Annotated in this window: 21 protein-coding genes; 14 read left to right on the plus strand and 7 right to left on the minus strand. The window is 71.1% G+C overall.

Annotated features, from left to right (window positions below; all coding sequences use genetic code 11):
• The first annotated feature begins 530 nt into the window (after positions 1–530).
• From ACWD68_RS12370 to ACWD68_RS12380, 3 genes are all read left to right on the plus strand, one after another.
• The gene (locus ACWD68_RS12370) at positions 531–1,901 is read left to right on the plus strand and encodes a sensor histidine kinase (RefSeq protein ID WP_451806371.1); all 1,371 of its coding nucleotides are present in this window, start codon (positions 531–533) and stop codon (positions 1,899–1,901) included.
• Entirely contained in the window at positions 1,898–2,572 is a 675-nt protein-coding gene (locus ACWD68_RS12375; protein WP_451806372.1) for a response regulator, read from the plus strand. The genes ACWD68_RS12370 and ACWD68_RS12375 overlap by 4 nt, the downstream gene beginning before the upstream one ends.
• A 184-nt stretch (positions 2,573–2,756) precedes the next feature.
• The gene (locus ACWD68_RS12380; RefSeq protein ID WP_451806373.1) at positions 2,757–3,977 is read left to right on the plus strand and encodes a cytochrome P450; all 1,221 of its coding nucleotides are present in this window, start codon (positions 2,757–2,759) and stop codon (positions 3,975–3,977) included.
• Between the two features lie 30 nt (positions 3,978–4,007).
• Here the strand turns inward: ACWD68_RS12380 and ACWD68_RS12385 are convergent, their stop codons facing one another.
• Both ACWD68_RS12385 and ACWD68_RS12390 read right to left on the minus strand, forming a co-directional pair.
• A complete protein-coding gene (locus ACWD68_RS12385; RefSeq protein ID WP_451806374.1) occupies positions 4,008–5,621 on the minus strand; it encodes an ABC transporter permease in 1,614 nt (537 codons plus the stop codon).
• Positions 5,618–6,610, minus strand: coding sequence for an ABC transporter ATP-binding protein (locus ACWD68_RS12390; RefSeq protein WP_451806375.1), 993 nt, complete (start codon positions 6,608–6,610; stop codon positions 5,618–5,620). Before ACWD68_RS12390 ends, ACWD68_RS12385 begins: the two co-directional genes overlap by 4 nt.
• Positions 6,611–6,713: 103 nt before the next feature.
• On the opposite strand from ACWD68_RS12390, the gene ACWD68_RS12395 reads away from it, so the two are divergent.
• Complete coding sequence (locus tag ACWD68_RS12395; RefSeq protein WP_451806376.1) at positions 6,714–7,211, plus strand: GbsR/MarR family transcriptional regulator; 498 nt, start codon at positions 6,714–6,716, stop codon at positions 7,209–7,211.
• Between the two features lie 34 nt (positions 7,212–7,245).
• On the opposite strand, the gene ACWD68_RS12400 is transcribed toward ACWD68_RS12395, so the two are convergent.
• Positions 7,246–8,112 (minus strand): diacylglycerol kinase family protein, encoded by an 867-nt coding sequence (locus ACWD68_RS12400; RefSeq protein WP_451806377.1) that lies wholly within the window; start codon positions 8,110–8,112, stop codon positions 7,246–7,248.
• Between the two features lie 191 nt (positions 8,113–8,303).
• Between ACWD68_RS12400 and ACWD68_RS12405 the strand changes: the two genes are divergently transcribed.
• Complete coding sequence (locus tag ACWD68_RS12405; RefSeq protein WP_451806378.1) at positions 8,304–9,587, plus strand: adenylosuccinate synthase; 1,284 nt, start codon at positions 8,304–8,306, stop codon at positions 9,585–9,587.
• A gap of 150 nt (positions 9,588–9,737) precedes the next feature.
• Here ACWD68_RS12405 and ACWD68_RS12410 read toward each other — a convergent pair whose 3' ends face one another.
• From ACWD68_RS12410 to ACWD68_RS12420, 3 genes are all read right to left on the minus strand, one after another.
• Complete coding sequence (locus ACWD68_RS12410; protein ID WP_451806379.1) at positions 9,738–10,388, minus strand: hypothetical protein; 651 nt, start codon at positions 10,386–10,388, stop codon at positions 9,738–9,740.
• Positions 10,389–10,595: 207 nt separating this feature from the next.
• Entirely contained in the window at positions 10,596–11,291 is a 696-nt protein-coding gene (locus tag ACWD68_RS12415) for a GntR family transcriptional regulator (RefSeq protein ID WP_451806380.1), read from the minus strand.
• Positions 11,292–11,464: 173 nt separating this feature from the next.
• On the minus strand, positions 11,465–12,820 hold the full coding sequence (locus ACWD68_RS12420) for an aminotransferase class III-fold pyridoxal phosphate-dependent enzyme (RefSeq protein WP_451806381.1): 1,356 nt from the start codon (positions 12,818–12,820) through the stop codon (positions 11,465–11,467).
• 266 nt (positions 12,821–13,086) lie between these two features.
• Here ACWD68_RS12420 and ACWD68_RS12425 point away from each other — a divergent pair, with 266 nt between their 5' ends.
• The 4 genes from ACWD68_RS12425 (at position 13,087) to ACWD68_RS12440 (ending at position 18,071) form a co-directional block, all read left to right on the plus strand.
• Positions 13,087–13,722 (plus strand): type 1 glutamine amidotransferase family protein, encoded by a 636-nt coding sequence (locus ACWD68_RS12425; RefSeq protein ID WP_451806382.1) that lies wholly within the window; start codon positions 13,087–13,089, stop codon positions 13,720–13,722.
• On the plus strand, positions 13,719–14,222 hold the full coding sequence (locus ACWD68_RS12430; RefSeq protein WP_451806383.1) for a MarR family winged helix-turn-helix transcriptional regulator: 504 nt from the start codon (positions 13,719–13,721) through the stop codon (positions 14,220–14,222). The genes ACWD68_RS12425 and ACWD68_RS12430 overlap by 4 nt, the downstream gene beginning before the upstream one ends.
• A 78-nt stretch (positions 14,223–14,300) precedes the next feature.
• Entirely contained in the window at positions 14,301–16,361 is a 2,061-nt protein-coding gene (locus ACWD68_RS12435) for a serine/threonine-protein kinase (protein WP_451806384.1), read from the plus strand.
• A 177-nt stretch (positions 16,362–16,538) separates the two neighbouring features.
• Positions 16,539–18,071 carry a substrate-binding domain-containing protein gene (locus ACWD68_RS12440; RefSeq protein ID WP_451806448.1) on the plus strand — a complete coding sequence of 511 codons (1,533 nt, stop codon included), beginning with the start codon at positions 16,539–16,541 and terminating at the stop codon, positions 18,069–18,071.
• Positions 18,072–18,087: 16 nt separating this feature from the next.
• Here the strand turns inward: ACWD68_RS12440 and ACWD68_RS12445 are convergent, their stop codons facing one another.
• Positions 18,088–18,831: an SLATT domain-containing protein gene (locus tag ACWD68_RS12445; protein WP_451806385.1), complete on the minus strand. Its 744-nt coding sequence runs from the start codon at positions 18,829–18,831 to the stop codon at positions 18,088–18,090.
• 290 nt (positions 18,832–19,121) lie between these two features.
• On the opposite strand from ACWD68_RS12445, the gene ACWD68_RS12450 reads away from it, so the two are divergent.
• The 5 genes from ACWD68_RS12450 to ACWD68_RS12470 all read left to right on the plus strand — a co-directional run bounded on the left by ACWD68_RS12450 (position 19,122) and on the right by ACWD68_RS12470 (position 23,430).
• Entirely contained in the window at positions 19,122–19,466 is a 345-nt protein-coding gene (locus ACWD68_RS12450; protein WP_266765781.1) for a YbaB/EbfC family nucleoid-associated protein, read from the plus strand.
• 86 nt (positions 19,467–19,552) lie between these two features.
• Positions 19,553–20,152, plus strand: coding sequence for a recombination mediator RecR (recR, locus tag ACWD68_RS12455; RefSeq protein WP_451806386.1), 600 nt, complete (start codon positions 19,553–19,555; stop codon positions 20,150–20,152).
• Positions 20,145–20,804: a DUF5063 domain-containing protein gene (locus tag ACWD68_RS12460; protein WP_451806387.1), complete on the plus strand. Its 660-nt coding sequence runs from the start codon at positions 20,145–20,147 to the stop codon at positions 20,802–20,804. Before recR ends, ACWD68_RS12460 begins: the two co-directional genes overlap by 8 nt.
• A 275-nt stretch (positions 20,805–21,079) precedes the next feature.
• Positions 21,080–22,372 (plus strand): aspartate kinase, encoded by a 1,293-nt coding sequence (locus ACWD68_RS12465; protein WP_451806388.1) that lies wholly within the window; start codon positions 21,080–21,082, stop codon positions 22,370–22,372.
• Positions 22,369–23,430, plus strand: a complete 1,062-nt coding sequence (locus tag ACWD68_RS12470) for an aspartate-semialdehyde dehydrogenase (RefSeq protein ID WP_451806389.1) — start codon at positions 22,369–22,371, stop codon at positions 23,428–23,430. Before ACWD68_RS12465 ends, ACWD68_RS12470 begins: the two co-directional genes overlap by 4 nt.
• Positions 23,431–23,493 lie beyond the last annotated feature (63 nt).

A 23,493-nucleotide genomic window follows, 5' to 3' on the forward strand; every position in this document is an offset into this window, starting at 1 on the left:
CCCCCACTTCCGCCCCCCACTTCCGCCCCGCCTCGCCTCTACCCGACCGACCCTGGAGCTTCCGCCCCACCCCCCGCGCCTCAAACGCCGGAGGGGCTGAAATTGCCCCCGGCCGGGACGAAAAGGAAATTCCCCCGGCCGGGGCTGAGAAGTGGAAACGCGCCCGCAGCCAAAAGGCGCAACAGCGGGGCGGCGCCCAACCCCCCGCGCACCCGCAGTGGACAGCGCACGGGAGGGGCCGTGCCGGTACATCCCAAATGTCCGTCGCTTACGTCCGGATCGAGCAGCGGCTCGCGTCAAGACTCACGTCTGATCCAGCGGCGACGGACTGGGATGTACCGGCACGGCCCCGCCCCACAACGAAACCCGCACTGGGAGCGCGCCCGCACTGGGAACGCGCCCGCGCCGGGAACCGCACAGGCACCCCGCAGGCCCCCACCCCGCCCCACCCGTAGTACCTGAGACGGACCCCCAAGAACCCTCCTCGCAGGTGACGACCGCACCCCCCGCCCGGCCCTACCGTTTTGAACGTGACCGATACGACCCAGACGCAGACGACACCTCCGCCCCCCGGCGGTGCCGGGAAGCTCCCCGGCGGCGCCGGGGCCAAGCCCCGCAGCCCGGAGTACCGCCTCGCCGCGGACGCCGTGCGCGGCCTGCGGCAGGACATGTTCCACGACGCCTTCGCCTACCGCCCCCTCCCCCGTATGCGCACGGACGGCCCCGTCACCCGCCGCCTCCCCGGGACCCTGCGCGCATACGCGGCCTGGACCCCGCACGCGGCGGTGGCGGCGGCCGGTCTGCTGGCGATGGCCGCGGGCTACAGCGCCGGCGACGGCGGCACGTTCGGACCCCTGTGCGGGCTCCTCGCCCTGCTCCCGGTCCTGGCGACCCTGGTCCGACCGGTCGGCGCCTTCTGGTTCTCGATGGCGGCGGCCCCGGTCGTCGCGATGTTCGGCAGCATCTGGAGCGACTGGCCGTGGGCACCCGGCAGCTTCATCGCGCATGTCACGGTGCTGACGGTAGTGGCCCTGCGGTCACGCCCCCGTGTCGCGGCGTGGATGTGGCTGCTGACCGCGGCGTACAGCCTGATCGCCGAGACCCTCTTCGGCGAGGGGTACTACAGAGTCAACACAGTGCCGCTGCTCTTCGTCTCCGCGCTGGCCCTCCTGGTCGTCACCGTCCTGAACATCCGCAGGGAGGCCGAGCAGGAGGTGACGGCCCACCAGTCGGAGACGGCACAGGAGCGTTCCAGGCGCACGCTGCTCGAAGAGCGCACGACGATCGCCCGTGAGCTGCACGACGTGGTCGCGCACCACATGTCGGTGGTCGCCATCCAGGCGGAGGCGGCGCCCTACCGGGTGGAGAATCCGCCCCCGGAGCTGGAGCAGGCCTTCGTCACGATCCGGGAGAACGCGGTGGCGGCGCTGACCGAGCTGCGCCGTGTGCTGGGCGTGGTCAGGGCCGAGGACTACGAGGCCCCGGACGCTCCGCAGCCCACCCTCGCCGATCTGGACGCGCTCCTCGCCAATGTGCGGGACGCGGGTCTGACCGTGGAGAAGGCGGTCACCGGCGGGGTGCGTGAACTTCCGCAGGGCGTGGAACTGTCGGCGTACCGGATAGTCCAGGAGGCCCTCAGCAACACGCTGCGGCACGCACCGGGCGCGTCGGCCCGCGTCGAGGTCGGCTATGTCCTCGGCGGGCTCGGCCTGCGCATAGTCAACGGTCCCGCGCCGGCGACGCTCCTGGAGAAGTCCACGCACGGCGCGGGGCACGGCATCACGGGTATGCGCGAGCGGGTCACGATGCTGGACGGTGAGATGACGGCGGGCGTCACGGACGACGGAGGGTACGAGGTGGCGGTGTTCCTGCCGGTGCCGTCGGGGGAGGAGACCGCATGACGGGCGGCACGATCCGTGTGCTGATCGCCGACGACCAGATGATGGTCCGCGAGGGCTTCTCCGTGCTGCTCGGCGCGATGCCGGACATCGAGGTGGTCGGTGAGGCGGTCAACGGCCGGGAGGCGGTCGACCGGGTCCGTGAGCTGGCTCCGGACGTCGTGCTGATGGACATCCGCATGCCGGAGATGAACGGGATCGAGGCCACCCGGGAGATCGTCGCTGCGGACGGCGCGGCGAAGGTGCTGGTGCTGACGACGTTCGATCTCGACGAGTACGTGTATCAGGCGCTGCGGGCGGGGGCGTCGGGCTTCCTGCTCAAGGACGCCTCGGCCCGCCAGCTCGCCGACGGGGTGCGGGTGGTTTCGGCGGGGGAGGCGCTGCTCGCCCCCTCGGTCACCAGACGGCTGATCACGGAGTTCTCCAAGCTCGCGGACGCGCCCCGGCTGTCGGCGACGGCGCATGCGGCGTACGGGGATCTGACCGACCGGGAGACGGAGGTGCTGGTGCTGATCGCTCAGGGTCTGTCGAACGCGGAGATCGCCGAGCGCCTCGTGGTGGCGGAGTCGACGATCAAGACCCATGTGAGCCGCATTCTGGTGAAACTGGGCCTGCGGGACCGGACGCAGGCGGCGGTGTTCGCGTACGAGGCACGGCTGGTCACTCCGAGATGAGTGTGAGCGTCCGGTCGCACTGAAGCCGGGCACGGCCGGTCGCACGGAGGTGACGGTGCGCCGTCGGCCGCACCGAAGTGACGGAGCGCCGCCGGTCGCGCCCGGGTGACAGGGAGGGGGATGCGGCGGTCGCCGTTCGGGACTGCCCTGGTCAGCGGGGGGTGGGTCGGGCTAGCGTCCGTTCATGGCAGCTTTGGAGACTTCGCAGGCCTTCGACCCGTGGGATCCGGCGTTCTTGGCGGACCCGTACCCGGCGTACGAGGAGCTGCGCGCGCGGGGCCGGGTGCACTACTACGAGCCGACGAACCAGTGGCTGGTGCCGCACCACGCGGACGTGTCGGCACTGCTGCGGGACCGCCGGCTGGGCCGGACGTACCAGCACCGGTTCACGCACGAGGACTTCGGGCGGACGGCGCCGCCGCCGGAACATGAGCCGTTCCATGTGCTCAACGATCACGGGATGCTCGATCTGGAGCCTCCGGACCACACCCGGATCCGGCGGCTGGTGTCGAAGGCGTTCACGCCGCGGACGGTGGAGCGGCTGAAGCCGTATGTGGAGGGGCTGGCGGGTGAGCTGGTCGACCGCCTGGTGGAAGCCGGCGGCGGGGATCTGCTGACCGATGTGGCGGAGCCGCTGCCGGTTTCGGTGATCGCGGAGATGCTGGGTATCCCGGAGTCCGACCGTGCGCCGTTGCGGCCCTGGTCGGCGGACATCTGCGGTATGTACGAGCTGAGTCCGCCCGAGGAGGTGGCGCGGAAGGCGGTGCGCGCGTCGGTGGAGTTCACCGAGTACCTGCGCGGGCTGATCGAGGCGCGCCGCAAGGAGCCGGCGGACGATCTGATCTCGGGGCTCATCGCGGCGCACGACGAGGGCGACCGGCTGACCGAGCAGGAGATGATCTCCACGTGCGTGCTGCTGCTGAACGCGGGGCACGAGGCGACGGTCAACTCGACCGTGACCGGCTGGTGGACCCTGTTCCGGAATCCCGGGCAGCTGGCGGCGCTGCGGGCGGACCACGCGCTGATCCCCACGGCGGTGGAGGAGCTGATGCGCTACGACACCCCGCTCCAGCTGTTCGAGCGCTGGGTGCTCGACGACATCGAGATCGGCGGTGCGACGGTCCCGAGGGGTGCGGAGATCGCGCTGCTCTTCGGTTCCGCGAACCGTGACGCCGAGGTGTTCGCGGCCCCGGAGACATTGGACCTGTCCCGGGCGGAGAACCCGCACATCTCGTTCAGCGCGGGTATCCACTACTGCATCGGCGCTCCGCTGGCCCGGCTCGAACTGGCGGCGTCCATGAGCGCGCTCCTGACCAGGGCGCCCGCTCTGCGGCTCGCCGAGGAACCGGTCCGCAAGCCGAACTTCGTGATCCGCGGACTGGAGAGCCTGATGGTCGAGGTCTGACGGACGCCGCCCGCCCGGCGGCGCCGCCGCTCACACGGTCAGGTCGCGCCGCCGCAGGGAGGTCAGTCCCGCCGTCGTCAGGGCCGCCGTGATCCCGGTCAGGACGAGGACGGGGGTCCAGGCCATGGCGCCGCCCGGCAGCTTCGGGAGATGGCCGAAGGGGGAGAGGTCCATGACGGCCTGGGGGATGTCCAGGGCGGGGCCGATCCAGCCGAGGAGGAGGGCGAGGCCGGCCGCGGCCCAGGCGCCGGGGGCGAGGCGGGGCGAGAGGCCGTGGAGCAGGACCGTGAGGCCGCCCAGGGTCCAGATCGCCGGGACCTGGACCAGGCAGGCTCCGAGGACGGCGCCGAGTTCGGAGCCGTAGCCGAGACCGAGGCCGAGTCCGCCGAGCAGCATGACGAGGACCGTGCCGCCGAAGGCGATGACGAGGTGTCCGCCGGCCCAGCGCAGTCGGCCCACGGCGGCGGCGAGCAGGGGTTCGGCGCGCTGCGAGGTCTCCTCGCCGTGCAGCCGGAGCACGGAGGAGACGATGTAGAGGGCGGCGACCATGCCCAGCATGTTCACCATGGTGGCGAGGAACGCGTCGGTGATCCCGGCCTGTCCGCCCATCCGCTCGATGATCTCGCGGGTCTTGGCGTTGTCGCCGACCAGGTCCGAGGCGCCCTTCGTGATCCCGCCGAACGCGGCGCCGGCGGCGAGGAAGCCCAGGCTCCAGCCGAGTACCGCGCCGCGCTGCAGCCGCCAGGCCAGTGCTCCGGCCGTGCCGAGGCGGCCGGTGGCGGGCCCCGGCCGGGTGGGCAGGAAACTCATGCCGACATCGCGCCGACCGGCGAGTGCGTAGGCGACGGCGCCCTGCAGGGTGGTCGCCGCGACGAACAGCAGCAGGACCCACCAGCGTTCGTCCGCGAAGGCGCGGAGGTTCTCCAGCCAGCCCACGGGGGAGAGCCAGGTCAGCACCGACGAGCCGTCGTCGGTCGCCGAGTCGCCCGCCGCCTTGAGGACGAACGCGGCGCCGATCAGCCCGCCCGTCAGCCCCTTGGCGAGCCGTGCGCTCTCCGTCAGCTGGGCGACGATCGCCGCCATGGTCGCGAAGACCGTCCCGACCGCGCCGATCGCGAGGCCCAGCGCCAGGGCCCCGGCGCCGCCCTGTCCGGCCAGGCCGCCCGCGATGAGCAGGGCGAGGACGCCGTTGGCGACGAGTGCCGCGAGCAGCGCGGCGGTCAGCGGGGCCCGCCGCCCGACCATTGCGGCGGAGACGAGTTCCTGCCGTCCGCTCTCCTCCTCGTCCCGGGTGTGCCGTACGACGACGATCAGGCTCATGACGGCGGCGAGGACTCCGGCGTAGCCGCCGACGCGCCAGGCGGTGAGTCCGCCGAGCGAGTCGCTGAACACCGGTCCGTAGGTGGCGCGCAGGGAGCTGTTGGTGAGCATCTGCCGTGCCACGTCGGCGCGTTCGGCGGGGGTGCTGTAGACGGTCTTCAGGGAGCTCGGCAGGGAGACCACCATCAGGGCAGTCACGCCGATCCACAGCGGCATCATCACGCGGTCGCGGCGCAGCGCGAACCTCAGCAGGGTTCCGGTGCCGGCCAGCGGGTGGGAGCCGCCGACGCGGGCGGCGAAGGGGCCGGCGGTCGTGGCGGTCATCGTGCCGTCGCTCCTTCGGCTTTGGCCCGGACGTCCTCCTGGTAGTGCCGCAGGAAGAGCTCCTCCAGGGTCGGCGGGGTCGAGGTCAGGGACCGTACGCCGGAGTCGGTCAGCGACCGCAGCACGGCATTCAGTTTGTCGGTGTCGACGTGGAGTTCGACCCGGCAGCGGACTCCGTCCGGCCGGACCCCGGTGTCCTGCACTTCGAGGTCGTGGACCCCGGGCAGGGATGCCAGTCCGTTGGGCGGCCCGGTGAGTTCGGCGGTGACGCTGGTGCGGGTGAGGTGGCGCAGTTCGGTGAGGGAGCCGCTCTCGACGGTCTGCCCCTTGCGGATGATGCTGACGCGGTCGCAGAGTTCCTCGACCTCGCTCAGGATGTGCGAGGACAGCAGAATCGTGCGGCCCCGGTCGCGCTCCTCCTGGACGCACCGCTGGAAGACGTCCTCCATCAGCGGGTCGAGGCCCGAGGTCGGCTCGTCCAGGATCAGCACGTCGACGTCCGAGGCGAAGGCGGCGACCAGGGCGACCTTCTGGCGGTTGCCCTTGGAGTAGGTCCGCCCCTTCTTGGTGGGGTCGAGCTCGAAGCGCTCGATCAGGTCGGCGCGCCGCGCCGGGTCGAGGCCGCCGGTCCGCCCGCCGCCCGCCCGTCCGCCGCGCCGGGCGCGGCCCCCGCTGTGCAGCCGTCCGTAGAGGTCGATGACCTCGCCGCCGGAGAGGTTGCGCCACAGGGTCACGTCGCCGGGGACGTAGGCGACCCGGCGGTGCAGTTCGACCGCGTCCGCCCAGGGGTCCATGCCCAGCATCTGTGCCGCTCCCGAGTCGGCGCGCAGCAGGCCCAGCAGGACCCGGATGGTGGTGGACTTCCCTGAGCCGTTGGGGCCGAGGAAGCCGTGCACCTCACCGGCCTCGACCTCCAGGTCGAGGCCGTCCAGCGCATGCGTCCTGCCGAAGGACTTGTGCAGTCCGGAGACGCTGATTGCCTTCGTCATGATTCAGAACGTACGCTTCTTTCAGAAATTTGTGAAGTTAAGGAAACGTATAAATCCTGGCTACACTCGACGGTGATGCGCGAGCAGGGGAGATGATCGACAGATGGCGGAACCGACTGCGGCGGAACGGGATCCCGAGGCGGTCTCCCAGTTCGTGGAGGGCTTCGCGGCGCAGCTCGTCGAGGCCGGGATGCAGCGGATGCCCGCCCGGGTCTTCGCGGCGCTGCTGGCCTCCGACTCCGGTGCCATGACCTCCGCCGAACTCGGCGAGCAGCTCCAGGTCAGCCCGGCCGCCGTCTCCGGTGCGGTGCGCTACCTCGCGCAGCAGCACATGGTCTCGCGCGAGCGGGAACCCGGCTCGCGGCGCGAGCGGTACCGCGTGCACAGCAACCAGTGGTACGAGGCGCTGACCAACCGCGACGCGGTGCTCAAGCGCTGGGAACTCGCCCTGCGGGCCGGCGTCGACTCCCTCGGTTCGGCGACCCCCGCCGGGCGCCGGCTCTCCGAGACCCTCGCGTTCTTCGAGTTCATCGACGGTGAGATCGCCGCGATGATGGAACGCTGGCGCGCCCACCGGGAGAAGCTGTTCGACGCCCGGTGACGAGAAGAGGCGGTGCGTCCGTGCACCCGCCCCCTCAGCGAGCCGTCGGCAGGGTCAGGCCCCAGGCCGACTCCCGCAGCGTCCAGGTGCGGGTGCGGACCGGGCCGGAGACCACGGAGTCCGCCCGGTAGCGGAAGTCGGCGCCGGAGACGGTGACCTTGTGTCCCACCAGTCGCAGGGGCGAGGCCTCGGCACCCACGGACACCGCGCGGACCTCGATCTCGGCCCCGGTTCCCGACTCCCCGGGCGTCACGGACACGGTCTCCACTGGCTGGTCCAGATCCACCACGCACACCCCGTCGACCTCGATCCGCAGCCGCGAGGGCCCCGGTCCGGGTCCGGGAGCCAGCCGGGACGGCCGGGAGGCGAGGGTCCTGACCAGGGACTGGCAGGTGCGGATCCAGGGATGCGCGCCGGCCTCCCCGGGTGCCGCTCCCGCACCCACCGGAGCGGGCGGCCGGGAGGGCAGCGAGGGAATGCGCAGTGCGCCGAGCACCACGCCGTCGCTGTCGTCCACGAGCAGGTCCAGCCGTCGTTCGGCCCCGTCGAGGACCGCCCTGGCCGCCGCGACGGCCCCCATCGGCACCCCGAGCGAGCGGGACAGCGACAGCAGGCCTCCCACGGGCACGAAGGACAGCGCGCAAGCGGCCAGTTCCCGCTGCCGGTACAGCAGGGACACCGCCCGCAGCAGAGCGCCGTCGTCACCGATCACGACCGGTCGGCGCGCACCCCGACGGATCAGCGCGCGGGCGAATTCCTCGGGCCCCTCCGGGAGGCACACTTTGGTCGCCGCACCCGCGCTGAGCACGTCTTTCGCGATCCGTACAGACTCGCCGTCCGTCCGTCGGGCGACCGGGTCGATGACCACCAAGAGCTGGTCGGAAGCCGCCACCTCGGTCATGCCTCGCTTCCTCGGGTAGCATCTTTGTGCAAGAGCCCCTTGCGCTATTGCGCCAGGGGCTTCGTCTATTCCGGGGCATCCGGTCCGACGGTCGCGGCCAAAGGTGGTCGCCGGCGTACGCAGCCGTATCGAAAACCAGCCGCGTACGTCCCCGACCTTGGACATGCCCCGCCCGGAAGGGGTGTACGCCTGTGCCCGCACTTGTGCTGCTCGGTGCTCAGTGGGGTGACGAAGGCAAGGGAAAGGCCACCGACCTGCTCGGTGGATCCGTGGACTATGTGGTGCGCTACCAGGGCGGCAACAACGCCGGCCATACGGTAGTCGTGGGCGACCAGAAATACGCCCTCCACCTCCTCCCTTCCGGAATCCTCACGCCGGAGTGCACTCCGGTGATCGGCAACGGAGTCGTCGTCGACCCGTCCGTCCTGTTCTCCGAGCTGAACGGACTGAACGAGCGCGGCGTCGACACCTCCAAGCTCCTGATCAGCGGAAACGCTCACATCATCACGCCTTACAACGTCACTGTCGACAAGGTGACGGAACGCTTCCTCGGAAAGCGGAAGATCGGGACCACCGGACGCGGGATCGGTCCGACATACGCGGACAAGATCAACCGCGTCGGTATCCGCATCCAGGACCTCTACGACGAGTCGATCCTCACCCAGAAGGTCGAAGCGGCCCTCGAGGTCAAGAACCAGCTGCTCACCAAGCTCTACAACCGCCGCGCCATCGAGGCGAGCCAGGTCGTCGAGGAGCTGCTGGCTTACGCGGACCGGCTCAAGCCGTACGTCGCGGACACCGTCCTGATCCTCAACCAGGCGCTCGAGCAGGACAAGGTCGTGCTCTTCGAGGGCGGCCAGGGCACGCTGCTGGACATCGACCACGGCACGTATCCGTTCGTGACGTCGTCGAACCCGACCGCGGGCGGCGCCTGCACGGGTGCCGGCGTCGGCCCGACCAGGATCAGCCGGGTCATCGGCATCCTCAAGGCGTACACCACCCGTGTCGGCTCGGGTCCGTTCCCGACCGAGCTCTTCGACGCGGACGGCGACGCGCTGCGGCGCATCGGCGGCGAGCGCGGTGTGACGACCGGCCGTGACCGGCGCTGCGGTTGGTTCGACGCGGTCATCGCCCGCTACGCGACCCGCGTGAACGGTCTGACCGACTTCTTCCTCACCAAGCTGGACGTCCTGACCGGCTGGGAGGAGATCCCGGTCTGCGTGGCGTACGAGATCGACGGCAAGCGCGTCGAGGAACTCCCGTACTCCCAGACCGACTTCCACCACGCGAAGCCGATCTACGAGACCCTCCCCGGCTGGTCGGAGGACATCACCAAGGCGAAGACCTTCGCGGATCTCCCGAAGAACGCGCAGGACTACGTGAAGGCGCTGGAGGAGATGTCCGGCGCGCCGATCTCCGCGATCGGTGTCGGTCCGGGCCGCGACGAGACGATCGAGATCAACTCGTTCATCTAGCGCGGAGCGGCATCCGCGGCGGTGATCGAAGCGAGATCCGCCGCGGTGTCCGCAGCGATTGCGGAAGCGGTTGTTTCCACGAGTGCGCCCCCGGCCGACAGCCGGGGGCGCACCCGTATCCGGGGAGCCTGCCTCAGCGGGAGGGCCGGATCAACTGAAGATGATCATGGAGCCCTGGGCGAGACTCCGGGTCGCCGCGGCGTGCAGGCCCAGCCAGACGTGACGTTCGCGGGCGAAGGGGCTGGCGTCGAAGGGAGCGGGAGCGGCGGGCTCCTCCAGCTCCGTGGGAGCGTTCGGCGGCTGCGGTGCCGCCGGAGGGTTGGCCGGGTCGATGCCGATCGAGGGGGCCACGAACTCGAGTTCGCGCAGGAGGGCCTGGGAGGAGCCCAGGGGACCGCCGCCCGCGAGGAGTTCGTCGTTGGCCAGCGGATGCGGGAACTCGACCGGTACGTACGCACCCGCGTGGTCGTAGTGCCAGACCAGATGCGACTGCTGGGCGTTCGTCTCGAACATCTCCAGCAACTGCTCGTAGTCGCCGCCCAGTTCGTCGACCGGCGTCACCGCGAGCCCGCACATCTGGAGCAGGTACGCGCGGCGCAGGAAGTGCAGCGCGTCGTAGTCGAAGCCGGCGACCGGGGCGACGTCACCCGAGAGGCCCGGCATGTACGCGTACACCGGCACCGGTGGGAGTCCGGCCTCGGCGAGCACCTTGTCGTAGAGCGCGAGTTCCTCGGCGAAAGGGTTGTCGGGGGTGTGGCACAGCACGTCGACGAGCGGGACCAACCACAGGTCACAGGCCAACAGACGGCTCCTCTTGCTCCTTGGGGTGCAGGGTGGTCAGGGCAGCGTAGTGCGCGTGGCGGTCTTGTGAAGAGGCCGGTACGCAAGTAGGTCCCCAGGGTGGGCCGGGACCGGCCCGCCGCTCGGGGCCACGCCCCCAACCCCCCGATCCCCGGCGGGGGTGTCCTCAAACGCGGGACCGGGGTGATCCGCGCCCCGGCCGGGGTCTCACGTGGCGTCGAGGCGTTCGATGAGGGCGAGCGCGTGCTCGTTGTACGCCGCCACGATCGCCCGCGCTGTGTCGGGGTCACGGCGGGCGAGGGCGTCCACCAGCTCCGTGTGGCCGGACCACAGCTGGCCCTTCAGATCGGCGACCCGGCGCAGGTGCTGGACCGTGCAGACCCAGGACTGGACCCGCAGCCGGTGCAGGAAGTCGCCGAGGTAGGGATTGCCGAAGAGGCTGCTCAGTTCGCGCCAGAAGCGCAGGTCGTAGCCGATGAGGATGTTCAGGTCGCCTGCGGAGGCCGCGCGCTGGGCCTCCTCGCCGCGGCGCCGGACGGCCGCGAGGGCGGCGAGCGCGCGGGGATCGTCGGCCTGCCGCATACCGTCGGCCACGAGGCTCTGGAACATGCCCTCCGTGATCAGGCTGCGCGCCTCGATCATGCCGCGGTAGTCGGCGGCGGAGTACTCGTGCACGCGGAAGCCGCGGTGCTGGTCCGCGTCCAGGAGTCCCTGGGCCGACAGGTCGACCAGGGCCTCGCGGACGGGGGTGGCGGAGACGCCGTACTGCTCGGCGATCTCCTTCACCGTGAACTCCTGGCCCGGCCGGAGACGGCCCCCGAGCACCTCGTCGCGGAGCGCGTCCGCGATCTGCTGCCGCAGGGTGCTACGGGTTACGGCGCCCCTGCCGCCGGTGCCGGCCATGGTGGTCGTCTCACTCCCCCATCGCGTGGGTAGGTGCGCGTGTCTACTCGCGTATCTCGTCGAGCAGGCCACCATACGCGTTGGGGAATCGGCGAGCGGATTTCCCGGCACCCCGTGGGGCGCCGGGAACCGCGCGACCGGCCCCCGCGGGGGCGGGGAGTTCCCTTACGGCCTCACACCGTGTGCTCGTCCGCCACCGACAGCGCCTCGTCCAGGGCCGCCAGCCCCTCCTTGGCCTCGGCCTCGGTGATGTTGCACGGCGGCACGACGTGGGTGCGGTTCATGTTGATGAAGGGCCACAGACCGCGGGCCTTGGCCGCGGCACCGAACGCGGCCATCGGCGCGTTCGCCTCGCCCGCGGCGTTGTACGGAACCAGCGGCTCCCGGGTCTCCCGGTTCTTCACCAGTTCCAGCGCCCAGAAGACACCGGTGCCGCGTACCTCGCCGATGCTCGGGTGCCGCTCGGCCAGCTCGCGCAGTCCCGGTCCGAGGACGGTCTCGCCGATGGCCGCGGCCTGGTCGACGATCCCTTCCTCCTCCATGACATTGATCGTCGCGACGGCGGCGGCGCAGGCCAGCGGGTGCCCGGAGTAGGTGAGCCCGCCCGGGTAGGGCCGCCTGGCGAAGGTCTCGGCGATGGCGGAGGAGATCGCCACGCCGCCCAGCGGCACATAGCCGGAGTTCACGCCCTTGGCGAAGGTCATCAGGTCCGGCGTGACGTCGTAGTGATCGGCGGCGAACCACTTGCCGGTCCGCCCGAACCCGGCCATGACCTCGTCCAGGATGAAGACGATCCCGTACCGGTCGCAGATCTCCCGCACCCCGGCGAGGTAGCCGGCCGGCGGCGTCATGATCCCCGCGGTGCCCGGGATCGTCTCCAGGATGAGGGCCGCCATGGTCGCGGGCCCCTCGAATGCGATCGTGTCCTCCAGGTGCTGCAGCGCGCGCTCGCACTCCTGCCGCTCGCTGTCGGAGTGGAAGGGGCTGCGGTACAGGAAGGGCGCCCAGAAGTGGACGACACCGGCCGCGCCGCTGTCGTTCGGCCAGCGCCGGGGGTCACCGGTGAGGTTGATCGCGGTGGAGGTGGCGCCGTGGTACGAGCGGTAGGCGGAGAGCACCTTCGGGCGGCCGGTGTGCAGCCGGGCCATCCGCGTGGCGTTCTCGACGGCCTCCGCGCCGCCGTTGGTGAAGAAGATCTTGTCCAGGTCGCCCGGGGTCCGCTCGGCGATCAGCCGGGCCGCCTCCGAACGCGCCTCGACGGCGAAGGCGGGCGCGAACGTGGACAGGGTCGCGGCCTGTTCCTGGATCGCGGCGACGACCTTCGGGTGCTGGTACCCGATGTTGGTGAAGACGAGCCCACTGGTGAAGTCCAGATACCGCTTGCCTTCGTAGTCCCAGAAGTACGACCCCTCCGCGCCGGCGACGGCTAGCGGGTCGATGAGCTCCTGCGCGGACCAGGAGTGGAACACGTGCGCACGGTCCGCGGCCTTCACGGCGGCGCCGGCCTGGGGGTTGGGCTGAGGGGTCATGCGGCGAAGCGTAAATGCCCACGGACCGGGCGCGGTATCGGCGTCCTGTCTGTGGTCGGGGCCTTTCCGCGACAGTCTGTCGGGCTTGGCGGAGGGGCGCGGGATGCCCACGGTCGGCACCACGGGTTCTCGGCCCGACGCCCGGACTGCCTTCGTCCGGCCCACGGGCCACCTGCGGTCGGCGGGTGCACGTCGAGTGCTTGACAGCATCCTGTCTTATTGACAGCATGCTTACATAAGCACTTCCGCCCGCCCGAGGAGGAGTCATGAACGCCACCGCAGACGCCGGCACAGGTTCCGCACCCCGCAAGCCCGTCCACCTCGCCGTCTACGACACCTTCGCCGACTGGGAGACGGGGCACACGACGGCCCATCTCGCCCGCGCCGGATACCCGATCCGCACGGTCGGCCCCGGCCGGGAGCCGGTCACCACCATCGGAGGGCTGCGCGTCCAGCCCGACCTCGCGCTCGACGAGCTCCGCCCCGAGGACAGTTCGCTGCTCGTCCTCACCGGCGCCGACCTCTGGGACACCTCCGAGGACCTGGCCCCCTTCGCCCGTACCGCCCGCGCGTTCCTCGACGCGGGTGTCCCCGTCGCCGCGATCTGCGGGGCGACGGCCGGCCTCGCCCGCGAGGGACTGCTCGACGACCGGGACCACACCAGCGCCGTCTCCTTCTACCTGGCCGCCACGGGGTACCGGGGCGGCGAGCGGTACATCGACGCCGACGCCGTCACCGACGGCGGGCTCGTCACCGCGGGGCCCACCGAACCCGTCGCCTTCGCCCGCGAGGTCTTCCGGCTGCTCGGGGTCTACGAGGGCGAGGTCCTGGACGCCTGGTACCGGCTCTTCCACGACTCCGACGCCGAGGCGTATGCCGTACTGGAGAGGGCGGGCGGGTGAGCCGGCGGCGACAGGACCTGTTCAGCCGCAGTGCCCTCGCGGTCTTCCGGCTGAACGGCCAGTACCTCTCCGTGGCCGAGGAACTGGCCCGGCCCGCCGGGATCACCGCCGCCTGGTGGCAGGTGCTCGGCGCCGTTCTCGGCGAACCCCTGCCCGTCTCCGGGATCGCCCGCGTCATGGGCATCACCCGGCAGAGCGTGCAGCGCGTCGCCGACCTGCTCGTGGACAGAGGCCTCGCCGAGTACCTGCCCAACCCCGCCCACCGCCGCGCCAAACTCCTCGCCCCGACCGAGCGGGGCCGCGCCGCCGTCGCGGAGATCGGCCCCGGCCACGCCGCCTTCGCCGACCGCCTCGCCGAGGCGCTCGGCGCGGACGGGCTCGCCGAGACCGTCCGCGTCCTGGAGCGGCTGTCGTCCGTCCTCGACGATCTGGCGGCGCCGGACGCCACGGAATCGGCGGCACCTGTTACGAAAATGGCACCAGCCGTGACGGAACCGTAGACACCGCCCCGTCCACCTCCCCGTGAGGCGCACTATCCTCGGTCTGTTGCACACATATGGGGGAGGGTGGGCGCAGCCATGGAGAAGCTGGGGGCAGGGGATCCGCAGCGGATCGGGGCGTACCGACTGCTTGCGCGGCTCGGTGCCGGCGGGATGGGCCACGTCTATCTCGCGCGCTCCGACCGCGGACGTACCGTCGCCGTCAAACTCGTCCGCGAGGAGCTCGCCGAGCAGGAGGAGTTCCGGGCGCGCTTCCGCCAGGAGGTGCAGGCCGCGCGCCGGGTCGGCGGGCTCTGGACCGCACCCGTCCTGGACGCGGACACCGAGGCCGGGATTCCGTGGGTGGCCACGGGCTATGTCGCGGGACCCTCGCTGCAGGCCGTCGTGGGACGCGACCACGGCGCACTGCCCGAGCGTTCCGTGCGCATCCTCGCCGCGGGCCTCGCGCACGCGCTCAAGGACATCCACGCCGCCGGCCTCATCCACCGCGACCTCAAGCCCTCCAACGTCCTCGTCACCATCGACGGCCCCCGGGTCATCGACTTCGGCATCGCGCGCGCCCTGGAGACGGTGATCGACGGCGGGCTGACCCGCACCGGGGCGCTCGTCGGCTCGCCCGGATTCATGGCCCCCGAGCAGGTGCGCGGTGACCGCGTCACGTCGGCGTGCGACATCTTCTGCCTGGGCTCGGTCCTGTCGTACGCCGCCACCGGCACGCTTCCGTTCGGGGCGGCCAACAGCGGTGTGCACGCCATGATGTTCCGCATCGCGCAGGAGGACCCCGACCTGACGGGGGTGCCCGAGGGCCTCGCCGATCTCGTGCGCGCCTGCCTGCGCAAGGACCCCGAAGCCCGGCCCGGCCTCGACCAGATCCTGGCGCGCACGGGCGCGGAGGACACCGTCTTGGACGGGCGCGCTCTCGATCCGTGGCTGCCCGCCGCGCTGGTCGCCCAACTGGGCCGCCACGCCGTGAAGTTGCTCGACACGGAGAACCCCGACGAGGGGCAGGCGCAGCCCCGGGCCGGCGCCCCGGCGCCCGGTGCCGCTCCCGTGCCGGCGCTGCCCGCCCTGCCTCCGGCTCCCGTACCGCAGGTCCCCGCCCCGGACCTCTCCAAGCCGCCGTCCGCCTCGCCCGCCTCCTCGACGCCGTCCGCCTCCTCCTCGACGCCCGCCGCGTCCGCCGAGGCCTCCCCGGAGCACGCGCCCACGCCGGCCGAGGGGGGCGCCACCCCGCCTCCGCCCGGGCAGCCCGGGCCCGTGAACCATCTCCCCACCCTCGTCGCGGGCTCGGGCCAGACGCCTCCCCCGGCGGCACCGGCCACCCCGCACCCGGCCTACGGCTATCCGCAGCAGCACCCGCAGCCCTCCGGCCAGGGCCCGGCCCACCCCGCGTACGGCTACCCGCAGGCCGGCTGGGGCTCGCCCCAGCAGCCGCCGTACGGCTCGACGCCGCCCTACGGACCGGGCGTCGCCACGGGCCCGTACGGCCCCGGCGGCGTCACCCCGCCGTACGGCCCGACCCCTCCGTACGGCGCCGCCGCCCCGCTCGGCCCCGAACCCCAGCGCAGGAGCGGCCGGTCCACCGCTCTTCTCGTCGTCGTGGCCCTGGTCGTCGCGCTCGGCGCGGGCGGCAGCGTGTACGCGCTGATGAACGGCGGAGTGGGCGGGGGCGGTCAGGACGACCCCAAGGCGTCCGCCTCCACCTCCAGCGCGCCGACGACACCGGGGCAGAGCGCGCCGCAGGTACCGAACACCGGCTCCGGGTCGCCCAGCGCCTCGGCGACCCAGGGCGGCACCGTCCCCGCGGCTTTCCTCGGCACCTGGGACGCGGTCATCGACAACACCAGCGGCCACCACACCCGTCGGCTGACCATCCAGCAGGGCGAGGTCGGCGACACGGTCCTGACGGTCATCGCGGACGGCAGTGACTACCACTGTGTCTTCCAGGCCGCCCTCGCCGCGGCCCCGGGGTCCGACGGGCCGCTGGAGATCGGTCCCTCCCAGGTCACCGTCGGTGAACCGCCGTCCTGCAAGGCGGGTGACGCCTCAGAGGTCGCCCTCCTGCCGGACGGCCGGCTGCGGCGGGCGAAGACCGGCTCGGCGGCCGAGGCCGAGCTGACCTACACGAAGAGCGGCTGAGCCAGGGACTCCGCCCGAGGGGCCCCGCGGGCAGTGGCCCGAGGGGCCCCTCGGGCGAACGCGCCGACCGTCGTGCCGCCCGGGGCTGTCGAAGTTCACCTCCCGTATGTGGGCAGTTTCCGGCTCGCGCCGTACGGTGACCGCACCGCACCGCAGTGCTCGGGGGAGTGGCTCACAGTGGAGTGGCTGAGCGCGGAGAACGTCGTGGCCGTCGGGACCGCCGTCATCGGTGTCGTCGCCTCCGCCGTGATGGTCTGGTACGAGCGCAGGGTGCCGCGCCGCAAACGCCTGGGCTACCGGGTCCAGATGGACAACCCGATAGGGGACGACGTCCACTCGGGACGCGCGAACGTACGGCTCGGGCTGTTCGACGAGGCGCCCGGCATGTCCGACGCGACCCTCGTGCTGCTGCGGATCGAGAACGACGGTTCGCAGAGCATCGCCGGGGACGACTACACGAGCCGTGAACGGCACGGTCTGACCGCGGTGTTCACCGACCGCACGATCCGCGGTGTGTCCGTGACCCAGCCGCCCGGCACCGACCATCTGATGGACCACTTCACCCCGGCCGCGGGCATCGGCTACGAGGACGGCACGCTGCGCATCCCGCGGGTCCCGCTCAACCGGGGCGAGCACTTCAAGCTGCTCGTCCTGCTGTCGGGCGGCGACGTGGGGTGTCCGATACGGATCGTCGGCGGCATCCGGGACGGCGAGGTCCGGCCCAACCGCAGCACGACACCGGACGACCAGCCACCGCTGTTCAGCCGCGCGGCCCGGCTGATCACCGTGCTGCTGACGGTGTGCGTCGTGACGCTCGCCCTGCTCGTCGTCCTGCGCGACGACTCGCGACCGCCGATCGGCTGTGCGCAGGGCTCCCTGACCGTCACGGGCTCGACCGCGTTCGAGCCCGTGATGCGCGAACTGGCCGAGAAGTACGAGCAGGACTGCGAGGGCTCCGCCATCACGGTGGACGCCCACGGCAGCACGGCCGGTGTGCGCGAACTCGACGCGGCGGGGAAGGAGTCGAAGAACGGGTCCCCGGCCGTCGTCGCCCTCTCCGACGGCCCCAAGCCGGGCGACTTCCCGCGGTTGAGGGAGAACCGGATCGCGGTGTCGGTCTTCGCGCTGGTCGTCAACGACGGCGTACCGGTGAAGAACCTGTCGCTGACCGACGTACGACGTCTCTACCGCGGTGAGATCCGGAACTGGAAGCAGCTCGGCGGACTCGACAGGACCGTCCTGCTCGTCAGCCGGGACGCCAACTCCGGTACCCGGCAGGTGTTCCAGCGGCGGGTGCTCGGCCGCGGCGAGATCGCCAACTCCTCACTGGACTGCGTCCACAAGGACGACGCGACGGCACCGCTCGTGCGCTGCGAGCTCGACTCCACCGAGCAGGTGCTGAACACGGTCTCCGAGCTGCCCGGCGCGATCGGCTACAGCGAACTCAACAGCGCGGGCGGCCACAAAGGTCTGCACAGGATCGGCCTCGACGGTCACGACGCCTCCGTCGAGGATCTGGAGCACGGCACCTCGGACTACCCGTACCGCGAGATCGAGTACGCCTACACCTACGGACAGCCGCCCGCCGACTCCCTCGCCTCCAGCTTCCTCTCCTACATCAGCCGAGGCAGCGGCCAGGACGTCGTCCGTACCCACGGCCATCTGCCGTGCGGGACGCCGGTCGGGCTGAAGCTCTGCGGCGCCGGGTGACGGCGCCCCGGGACCGCTACCGGGGCTCCGGCGGGCGCTGGCGGGGCATGTTCGGGCGGGTTCCCGGCGGCAGCGGCACGCGTCCGTTCAGGGGCGACCCGTCGACCCGGGGCACTCCCGCCGACGACGACTGGATCCCGAGCGGCGCCGGTCCCGTGCGGAACTCCACCATCCAGTCCACTGTCTCGGTGCGCACCAGCTCCGTGATGTCCTCCGAGAACCTCCGCAGCACCCCGAGGCACCGGTCGGCCGCCTCGCTGGCCGTCCCGTCCGCGGGCCCGAGGACCTCCCGGACGCTCTCGGACGCCCAGTCGAACTGAAGTACCTGAAGCCGCCGCTGCACGGCCTGCGCCGTGGCCACATCCCTTATCCATCCGGAGGTCACTCCGAAGAACCGGTCGACGGCGACGCAGGCGACCGCGGACAGCAGCGCCAGATACCCCCACGGGGCGGCACCGCGCACGGACCCGGTGAGGTCGAGCAACGGCAGCGCGGCCCCGGCGACGGCACCCAGCGCGGCACCGCACCGCAGCAGACGGGCCCCCCACCGCTTCCACATACGGTCGGAGAGGTACCAGGCCGCCGTGTCGAGCGCCCCCTGCTCCACCCACCGGTAGAGCTCATGGAGCCGCTCGGCGGGCTCCCCCCAGTCGCCGAGCGGGAACGGCCGACCGGTCAGGTCGCCCGGCCGCAGCCCCGCCGCCCCCTCGCTCCGCCCGTCCTGGGGCGGCCCCTCGGGCTGCATCTCCGGCTGACTCACCCGGCACTCCCTAACTGACGACGGTGATGACGGACGACGGTCATGAAACTGACGTTGCGTGACGCCTTGTGACGCGTGGTGCGAATGCGCCGCCCCCTTCCTACCGCCCAATGGGTGGCGATGGACCTGGTTTCAACGTCTTTCCGCCCGGAAGAGGGTCTTGATCAGGTATAGGCGGCGTGACGGTGTCACTCGAAAGAGTGCTTGGGCGACGGGCCCGTCGACCACGTAGGCTCATGCTGGACAGGAAAAACGGTCCGGACAGCCGTACTCGAAACCAGGAGCTGATCGTGATTCCCGGTGGTGGCCAGCCCAATATGCAGCAGTTGTTGCAGCAGGCCCAGAAGATGCAGCAGGACCTCGCGAACGCGCAGGAGGAGCTGGCGCGGACGGAGGTCGGGGGCCAGTCGGGCGGCGGCCTGGTGAAGGCGACCGTGACAGGCTCCGGAGAGCTTCGCGGCCTGGTGATCGACCCGAAGGCGGTCGACCCCGAGGACACCGAGACGCTCGCCGACCTGATCGTCGCGGCCGTCCAGGCGGCGAACGAGAACGCGCAGGCGCTCCAGCAGCAGACGCTCGGCCCGCTCACCCAGGGGCTCGGCGGCGGCAGCGGTATCCCCGGTCTGCCCTTCTAAGACCGGTGGCGGCCAACTACCGTACGCACCAGGAAGAAACGTAAGACGGAACCAGGCGGTACCAGGGCACTCGGAAAGGCGATCCGTTGTACGAAGGCGTAGTTCAGGACCTCATCGACGAACTGGGGCGGCTCCCCGGCGTCGGTCCCAAGAGCGCGCAGCGGATCGCCTTCCACATCCTGCAGGCGGAGCCGACGGACGTCCGCCGGCTCGCGCAGACCCTCCTGGAGGTCAAGGCGAAGGTCCGCTTCTGCGCGACCTGCGGCAACGTGGCGCAGGAGGAGCTGTGCAACATCTGCCGCGACCCGCGCCGCGACCTCTCGGTGATCTGTGTGGTGGAAGAGCCGAAGGACGTCGTCGCGGTCGAGCGGACGCGTGAGTTCCGGGGCAAGTACCACGTGCTCGGCGGCGCGATCAGCCCGATCGAGGGCGTCGGACCGGACGACCTGCGGATAAGGGAACTCCTGACCCGTCTCGCCGACGGCGCGGTCACCGAGCTCATCCTGGCCACGGACCCGAACCTGGAGGGCGAGGCCACGGCCACGTATCTCGCCCGCATGATCAAGCCCATGGGCCTCAAGGTCACCCGCCTGGCCAGCGGCCTCCCGGTGGGTGGCGACCTGGAATACGCGGACGAGGTCACGCTCGGCCGCGCCTTCGAGGGGAGACGACTCCTAGATGTCTGACGCCACGCTGCACGCGACCAGCCCGGACCCCGACGACTTCGTGGTCCAGATCGCGGACCAGGTAGAGAGCTTCCTGGTCGCCGTCACCGAGGTGGCCAAGGGCGACGAGCCGGACTCGGCCGTGCCCTTCCTCCTCCTGGAGGTCTCCCAGCTCCTCCTGGCCGGCGGCCGTCTCGGCGCGCACGAGGACATCGTCCCCGACGAGCGCTACGAGCCGGACCTCGGCCCGGAGGCGGATGTGGACGAACTCCGCGAGCGTCTCGCGGTGATGCTCGAGCCGATCGACGTCTACTCCGAGGTCTTCGACCCCTACGAGCCGCGCAAGGCCCCCGTCCCGGCCCGTATCTCCGACGACCTGGCCGACGTCATGGCCGACCTCCGCCACGGCATGGCCCACTACCGCGCGGGCCGCACCACGGAAGCCCTGTGGTGGTGGCAGTTCTCCTACTTCTCCAACTGGGGCTCCACCGCTTCCGCGACCCTGCGCGCCCTGCAGTCCGTGGTGGCCCACGTCCGGCTGAACCAGCCCCTGGAGGAGCTCGACGGCCTCGACACCGACCAGGAGATCGGCGAGGAGGCCCTCGCGGAGGAGGCTGGCAAGGTGATGGCGGAGGAGATCGCCGGGCCGCTCGGCCTGCGCACGGTCAAGTAGCCGACCGTGCTCCGGCCGAGGTCCGCGACACGGCCGACAGTGCTCCGGACGGGGTTCGCGGTGTGACTCGGGGCACTTTCGGAGTGCCGGGGCCCCGGCAGGGGCAGGTGCCGTCTCGGAGCGGCCGGATGTCCCTGCTGACCTGACATCCCGAGAGATCACGTCGTGAGCGGGACATCTCACGATGCGATACCTCGGAAGGGAAATCCGGCCGCTCGTTAGACTGAGCCGACCGCAGTAGTGCGGTGCAGAGACGGATTGAGCGAGGAGCGCACGTGGGCCTTGTCGTGCAGAAGTACGGAGGTTCCTCCGTAGCCGATGCCGAGGGCATCAAGCGCGTCGCCAAGCGAATCGTGGAAGCGAAGAAGAACGGCCACCAAGTGGTCGTGGTCGTTTCCGCGATGGGCGACACGACGGACGAGCTGATCGATCTCGCCGAGCAGGTATCTCCGATGCCCAGCGGACGAGAGTTCGACATGCTGCTGACCGCCGGAGAGCGGATCTCCATGGCGCTGCTGGCGATGGCGATCAAGAACCTGGGCCACAGCGCCCAGAGCTTCACCGGCAGCCAGGCAGGTGTCATCACCGACTCGGTCCACAACAAAGCGCGGATCATCGACGTCACCCCGGGCCGTATCCGTACGGCGCTCGACGAGGGCAACATCGCCATCGTCGCCGGGTTCCAGGGCGTCTCGCAGGACAAGAAGGACATCACCACGCTGGGGCGCGGAGGGTCCGACACCACGGCCGTCGCGCTCGCCGCGGCGCTCGACGCCGAGGTGTGCGAGATCTACACCGACGTGGACGGCGTGTTCACCGCCGACCCGCGGGTGGTGACGAAGGCGAAGAAGATCGACTGGATCGCCTTCGAGGACATGCTGGAGCTCGCCGCCTCCGGCTCCAAGGTGCTGCTCCACCGCTGTGTGGAATACGCCCGCCGCTACAACATCCCGATCCATGTGCGCTCGTCCTTCAGCGGGCTTCAGGGCACCTGGGTCAGCAGCGCACCACTCGTTCAAAAGACACAGCAGCAAGGGGACCAGAAGGTGGAGCAGGCCATCATTTCCGGTGTCGCTCACGACACCTCCGAGGCCAAGGTCACGGTCGTCGGTGTCCCGGACAAGCCGGGCGAGGCCGCCTCGATCTTCCGCGCCATCGCCGACGCCGAGATCAACATCGACATGATCGTGCAGAACGTGTCGGCGGCCACCACGGGCCTGACGGACATCTCCTTCACCCTCCCGAAGACCGAGGGCCGCAAGGCCATCGACGCCCTGGAGAAGGCGAAGGGCGTGATCGGCTTCGAGTCGCTGCGCTACGACGACCAGATCGGCAAGATCTCGCTCGTCGGTGCCGGTATGAAGACGAACCCGGGTGTGACGGCTGGCTTCTTCGAGGCGCTCACCGACGCCGGGGTCAACATCGAGCTGATCTCGACCTCCGAGATCCGCATCTCCGTCGTCACCCGCGCCGACGACGTCAACGGCGCGGTGCGCGCCGTGCACAGCGCCTTCGGACTCGACTCCGACAGCGACGAGGCCGTTGTCTACGGAGGCACCGGGCGATGACCGGACGACCGACGCTCGCGGTCGTGGGAGCGACCGGGGCCGTCGGCACGGTCATGCTCCAGATCCTGTCCCAGCACGCGGACATCTGGGGCGAGATCCGTCTGATCGCCTCGCCGCGCTCGGCCGGCCGCAAGCTGGCCGTGCGCGGTGTCGAGGTCGAGGTGGTGGCCCTGTCGGAGGAGGCCTTCGACGGGATCGACGTCGCCATGTTCGACGTACCGGACGAGGTGGCCGCCCAGTGGGCGCCGATCGCCGCCGCCAAGGGCGCGGTCGTCGTCGACAACTCCGGCGCCTTCCGGATGGACCCGGAAGTGCCGCTCGTCGTCCCCGAGGTCAATCCGCACGCCGCGCGCGTGCGTCCGCGCGGGATCGTCTCCAACCCGAACTGCACGACCCTGTCCATGATCGTGGCTCTCGGCGCCCTGCACGCCGAGTTCGGGCTGCGCGAACTCGTCGTCTCCTCCTACCAGGCGGTCAGCGGCGCGGGCAGGGCCGGCGTCGACACCCTGCGCCGGCAGATGTCCCTCGTCGCCGGTACGGAACTGGGGACCAGCCCCGGTGACGTACGCCGGGCGGTGGGTGACGACACGGGCCCGTTCCCGGAGCCGGTCGCCCTGAACGTGGTGCCGTGGGCCGGGTCGCTCGCCGAGGACGGCTGGTCCTCGGAGGAGATGAAGGTACGCAACGAGACCCGCAAGATCCTCGGGCTGCCCCATCTGAAGGTCGCCGTGACCTGCGTCCGCGTCCCCGTGGTCACCACGCACTCCCTGACCGTGCACGCCCGCTTCCAGGACGAGGTGACCGTCGACAAGGCCCGGGAGATTCTGGCCACCGCGCCTGGCGTCGTGCTCTTCGACAACCCGGCCGCCGGTGAGTTCCCCACGCCCGCGGACGTGGTGGGCACCGATCCGACCTGGGTGGGCCGGGTCCGCCGGGCCCTGGACGATTCGACGGCTCTCGAACTGTTCGTGTGCGGGGACAACTTGCGCAAGGGTGCTGCCCTGAACACCGCCCAGATCGCGGAGTTGGTGGCGGCGGAGATCATCAGGACCCCCTAGGACCGGTCTGAAGGATGCGCACCGGATCCACAGGTTCTGCGCTCCCGGCACGTGCCGACAGGA

The organism is Streptomyces sp. NPDC005141, assembly GCF_053599975.1.

Bases quoted from the DNA above. Each gene is read 5' to 3' on its own strand.
- ACWD68_RS12375 (WP_451806372.1), top strand. From the start codon at position 1,898: ATGACGGGCGGCACGATCCGTGTGCTGATCGCCGACGACCAGATGATG.
- ACWD68_RS12380 (WP_451806373.1), top strand. From the start codon at position 2,757: ATGGCAGCTTTGGAGACTTCGCAGGCCTTCGACCCGTGGGATCCGGCG.
- ACWD68_RS12385 (WP_451806374.1), bottom strand. From the start codon at position 5,621: ATGACCGCCACGACCGCCGGCCCCTTCGCCGCCCGCGTCGGCGGCTCC.
- ACWD68_RS12390 (WP_451806375.1), bottom strand. From the start codon at position 6,610: ATGACGAAGGCAATCAGCGTCTCCGGACTGCACAAGTCCTTCGGCAGG.
- ACWD68_RS12395 (WP_451806376.1), top strand. From the start codon at position 6,714: ATGGCGGAACCGACTGCGGCGGAACGGGATCCCGAGGCGGTCTCCCAG.
- ACWD68_RS12400 (WP_451806377.1), bottom strand. From the start codon at position 8,112: ATGACCGAGGTGGCGGCTTCCGACCAGCTCTTGGTGGTCATCGACCCG.
- ACWD68_RS12415 (WP_451806380.1), bottom strand. From the start codon at position 11,291: ATGGCCGGCACCGGCGGCAGGGGCGCCGTAACCCGTAGCACCCTGCGG.
- ACWD68_RS12420 (WP_451806381.1), bottom strand. From the start codon at position 12,820: ATGACCCCTCAGCCCAACCCCCAGGCCGGCGCCGCCGTGAAGGCCGCG.
- ACWD68_RS12425 (WP_451806382.1), top strand. From the start codon at position 13,087: ATGAACGCCACCGCAGACGCCGGCACAGGTTCCGCACCCCGCAAGCCC.
- ACWD68_RS12435 (WP_451806384.1), top strand. From the start codon at position 14,301: ATGGAGAAGCTGGGGGCAGGGGATCCGCAGCGGATCGGGGCGTACCGA.
- ACWD68_RS12460 (WP_451806387.1), top strand. From the start codon at position 20,145: ATGTCTGACGCCACGCTGCACGCGACCAGCCCGGACCCCGACGACTTC.
- ACWD68_RS12470 (WP_451806389.1), top strand. From the start codon at position 22,369: ATGACCGGACGACCGACGCTCGCGGTCGTGGGAGCGACCGGGGCCGTC.